Below are 1,900 nucleotides of genomic sequence, written 5' to 3' on the forward strand. Positions count from 1 at the left end.
GCGGCGTACATGGCGCAGGGGTCGAGGTTGTCGGGCGTGCAGGTGACCCAGAGGTCCTCGCGCCCGGCGATGAGCCGCTTGTCGGCGATCAAATCACTCTCGCTGCCCAGGAAGGTGCGCTCGACGCCGTACTTCAGCAGGGAGAGCCCGTCCTTGGCGTAGAACGTCTCGTCGAACACGACGGCCTTGGGCTCGCCGAGCCGGGGGAACCGCAGCAAGGCGCCGAAGGCGGCCACCAGCAGCGGGCCCAGCCACCCCCACAGCGGGCTCCCGGGGAACGGCGGCACGAGCCGGTCGCGCACCGGGACGCTCGCGTCCGGGCCCTCACCGGACCGGGACCAGGATTTCGGGGCAACCCGTGATATGTCGAGAAATCTACGGGGAAAGGGACCAACAGCCACTGGGGCACCTTACGTGGCGAACGCGATCAGCACCCAAAGGATCACGAATTGCCGCGCGGCCGCCCAAACCCCGGCGGCGAACGCCGGGAACTCCGGGGCCGCCTCCCCATGATCCGGCCGGACACCCCAGGTGCGGCCGGTTGGGGCATCAGGGGCGGTGGACGGCGTCGTAGAGCTCGCGTTTGGGGACGCCCGCGGCCTTGGCGACGTCCACGATGGCCTGCTTGCGCGGCACCCCGGCCTCCTGCATGCGGGCGACCTCCCGCACCAGCTCGGCGATGTCGGTCTCGACCGCGCCGGGATCGTGCCCGGCGACGACCAGCGTGACCTCGCCCCGCACGTCGCCGGCGGCCCACGCCGCCAGCTCGGCCAGCGTGCCGCGCCGCACCTCCTCGTAGGTCTTGGTCAGCTCACGGCAGACGGCGGCCGGGCGCTCGGCGCCGAAGGCCTCGGCCATCGCCGTCAGCGCCTCCCGCAGCCGGTGCGGCGCCTCGAAGAACACCATCGTGCGCTCCTCGGCGGCCAGCGCCGCCAGACGCCGCCCCCGCTCGCCGGCCTTGCGCGGCGGGAAGCCCTCGAAGCAGAACCGGTCGCTCGGCAGCCCCGAGACGGCGAGCGCGGTGGTCACCGCCGAGGGCCCGGGCAGCGCCGTCACCCGGATGCCGGCCTCGACGGCCAGGCGGGTCAGCCGGTAGCCGGGGTCGGAGACGCCCGGCATGCCGGCGTCGGTGATCACCAGCACGGTCTCGCCCTGGCGCAGCGCCCCGAGCAGCTCCTCGGCCCTGGCCGCCTCGTTGGCGTCGTAGTAGGAGACCAGGCGCCCGCCGAGGGTCACCCCGAGGTCGCCGGCGAGCCTGCGCAGCCGCCGGGTGTCCTCGGCGGCCACGATGTCGGCGGTCGCCAGGGCGTCGCGCAGCCGCGCGGAGGCGTCGTCCACCCGTCCGATGGGCGCGCCCGCCAGCACCAGCCTGCCCTCGCCACCGCCGTCGTCGTCTCTCACAGGCCCATCCTCCCCCATCGGCACGGGCGTCATGAGCCGTCCACCTTCCGGTATGAGTCTCCCAATTGGGTACGTAGAGGGTGTTTCTTAGGCTGGGCGTAAGGACCGCCCCGTACGATGTCCGGATGGCCCTGACGGACTTCCCCAACCAGGACTTCGAGCAGCCGGACAAGCGCGACGACCCCGCGCAGCCGCCCACGCGGCCGGGGACGATCCGCGACCGGCTCGTGCCGCCGTTCCGGGGGAGCCCGCTGTGGGGGTGGCTGGGCCCGCTGCTGGTGGCCGCCTTCGGCGGCTTCCTGCGGTTCGACCGGCTGGGCGAGCCCAAGGCGATCGTGTTCGACGAGACCTACTACGCCAAGGACGCGCTGTCCCTGGTCAACTTCGGCGTCGAACGGGTGCCCGTCAAGGACGCCGACAAGATGCTGCTGGCCGGCAACGAGAACATCTGGCAGCAGTGCGCGCCCACCGAGCTCGACAAGTGCGCCTCCTACGTGGT

At 72.7% G+C, this 1,900-nt stretch carries 1 protein-coding gene and 2 pseudogenes; 1 reads left to right on the forward strand and 2 read right to left on the reverse strand.

All coding sequences use genetic code 11. The features are described 5' to 3' along the window. Positions 1 to 302 (reverse strand): annotated as a pseudogene (locus tag PYR91_RS36250) (phospholipid carrier-dependent glycosyltransferase); the annotation flags it as partial. A gap of 247 nt (positions 303 to 549) precedes the next feature. Further along, entirely contained in the window at positions 550 to 1,401 is an 852-nt protein-coding gene (gene rsmI / locus PYR91_RS36255; protein ID WP_279787542.1) for a 16S rRNA (cytidine(1402)-2'-O)-methyltransferase, read from the reverse strand. 125 nt (positions 1,402 to 1,526) lie between these two features. Here rsmI and PYR91_RS36260 point away from each other — a divergent pair. After that, positions 1,527 to 1,900: pseudogene (locus tag PYR91_RS36260) on the forward strand (phospholipid carrier-dependent glycosyltransferase); the annotation flags it as partial.

Origin of the sequence: Sphaerisporangium sp. TRM90804, assembly GCF_029846175.1 — a bacterium.
Taxonomy (GTDB): domain Bacteria; phylum Actinomycetota; class Actinomycetes; order Streptosporangiales; family Streptosporangiaceae; genus Sphaerisporangium.